Genomic DNA, 2,396 nt, shown 5'->3' with positions numbered 1-2,396 from the left:
CGGTATGCGCGAGAAGTGGACACTCAGGACCTTGGCTCACGAAGCAATCGCAAAGAGGTGTTTGCTGTTGCGATGGTGGCTTTCGCATTCAAATACGATCCGGCGTTTGCAGCCCACTTCTTGAAGCCCCTCGACTCCACCCTCCACCACCTCCTCGCTGCATGAACCACGACAAATCAACCCGAGGCAATGCCAGCCAGTTCTTCGTCGCCGGGGAATTGTGTCGCCGAGGTTATGTGGCGGTGGTGCCAATGGGCAACACGCCAAACACGGATGTCCTGTGCAGCAACATCCCAGGGACCAAGTTTGTTCACATCCAATCCGTGAAAAAGCAAATTCCTATCATTAAATTTTTGAGTTGAGGCGGTGGTTTATCGGGCAGGGTGGTTGCCAGCTTGTTTGAACAGGTCTTTGGCCATGGAGACAATCTTATCCGATTTCGCCAGCCGCTTGACCCATTTCGGCGGGATGCCGTCCAGTCCGTAAAACGCGCCGGCCAGTTGCCCATAGACTGCGGCGGTGGTGTCCGCGTCATCGCCGAGATTGGCGGCCAGCAGGCAGCCTTCCTCGAAGGAGTTGGAATTATGGAAGGCCCACAGCGCGGCTTCGAGAGACTGGACGACGTAGCCAGACCCGCGAATTTCCGGCGGTTTTTTCCGCCGGAAAGAACCGCCGGCGATGTCGTCAATCTCCGCAACCAGCGGCTGCTTTTCCCAACAGCCCGGCACCGGAGAAAACCGGGGTGCGAGCAATCGGGCCTTGTCCACGCCCGCCAGCGCGCCGAGCAGCAAAGCCCCAAAGTAGCGGCAGGCATCCACGGCGGTCCTGGCTCCGTGAGTTGTGCGGGAGCTTTCGGCGCAGAGTTCCAACGCCAGTGATGTGTCGTTGAAGAAAAACATCGGCACGGGAGCCAGCCGCATGATGGAGCCGTTTCCCGCCGTGTGCGGATCTGTCGAGCCACAGAAGGGCTGGCGGGAGTGTTTGAATTTTTCCAATGCTCCACGGACGGTGATGCCGATGTCAAAGCAGTGACCGGTGCTGCTCATGTATCCCGTCTCGTGCCATTGCACGTAACGCTCCAGTTGATCCACGGGATCGAACGCGCGATTTTCCAGCAGGCTGGCGGCGAGGCACAACGCCATGGACGTGTCGTCGGTCCATCGTCCCGGTTTAAGACCGAACGGCCCGCCGCCAAGCATGTCGGTGATCTCCTTGAAGGAACCGGGTGATTTGAATTCCAGCGTGGTTCCGACCGCATCTCCTGCCGCCAAACCAATCAGGCAGCCGATGAAGCGCGATTCGGTTTCAGGAAGTCTTTTCATGCGTGCCGGTGTATCAGAAGTGTCCGGTAGCAGAGAGGGTGACACAAAGGCTGTCATTGGGTAAACGTAATCGCGTAATCGGAAGGATGTAGATAACGCAAACAAGCAGCCACGCTGGCATTGCGGATTGTTCGGAGACCTGCCTGAAAGTGTGGCTACCGCGATGACTTATGCCGATGCCCTGACCTGTCGCGGTCCTGGCGGGATGGCCAACCCTTCGTCCCTGCTGAGCAACTCCAGACTTATCGCAGCCTTGTGAGTGTCGCAGGGGGCTATACCATCGTTGTAAACGCAACCCGCCGGCCCCCCGCCAGTAGCCCCCCGGCTCGGCAACGCAGCATCGAGAGAAACTTATTCAGAACCGGAGGGGAACGAAAGCGGCGTCCCTGCTGAGACTGAAACGAGGGCCGTGAGTCGCGCACGCACGGATACCCGTTCCAGGCGCATCGATGGCCGGCACCCCCGCGACACCCCCGGTTCGACTCGCCGGCTCGGCCTGAGTGGCACTGCGGTTCGGTGTCGCTTCGTCCGGTGAACGATCACCGAGCAGTGCGGATGATCCCGACGGCGGCAAGCTCGTCAACGAATTCTTGAACCCCGGCGATTGCCGCACCTTGGAACGTATTGGGACTTGACCAACGCCTGAGACTCGGCGCCAGGATGGTCGCCGTTGCTCTCAGGATTCGATTACAAGCGTTTTGATCAAACGGCAGACCTTTTCTGCACCCAGCCTCTTGCACAGAGTTTGCACAGAATCCAGGTTGGTTTTGGAGTTTGCACAAAGTTTGCACAGCGGAAGATTTGCACAACGTTTGCACAACTTTTTCTGCCTCCCATTGCGCATGATTGCCACAAAAGGCTTGAAAGAATTGAACTCTGCGCGTATAGACATTAGCAGGCAATGGCACAGAAAGGCATCTATGAGCAACAATGAAAACCCTCTTGTGGCAGGTTCAAGTCCTGCTAAGCGCACCACTTAGTCTCCGTGCCACGCTCCCGCGTCTTTCATGTATTGAACCCACCACTCGTAATCGGCCCGTAGCATGGCATCCAACTCTTCCTGTGTCTCGATGC

At 57.6% G+C, this 2,396-nt stretch carries 2 protein-coding genes; one reads left to right on the top strand and one right to left on the bottom strand.

Features of this window, described 5'->3' with window-relative positions; all coding sequences use genetic code 11:
* Positions 1-161: 161 nt before the first annotated feature.
* Positions 162-362: a hypothetical protein gene (locus tag FJ398_27260; GenBank protein ID MBM3841577.1), complete on the top strand. Its 201-nt coding sequence runs from the start codon at positions 162-164 to the stop codon at positions 360-362.
* A 9-nt stretch (positions 363-371) separates the two neighbouring features.
* Here FJ398_27260 and FJ398_27255 read toward each other — a convergent pair whose 3' ends face one another.
* Entirely contained in the window at positions 372-1,322 is a 951-nt protein-coding gene (locus FJ398_27255; GenBank protein MBM3841576.1) for an ADP-ribosylglycohydrolase family protein, read from the bottom strand.
* Positions 1,323-2,396: the final 1,074 nt, after the last annotated feature.

This window comes from Verrucomicrobiota bacterium (assembly GCA_016871535.1).
Classification (GTDB): domain Bacteria; phylum Verrucomicrobiota; class Verrucomicrobiia; order Limisphaerales; family SIBE01; genus VHCZ01.
This window is presented reverse-complemented; position numbering and strand designations above follow the sequence as displayed.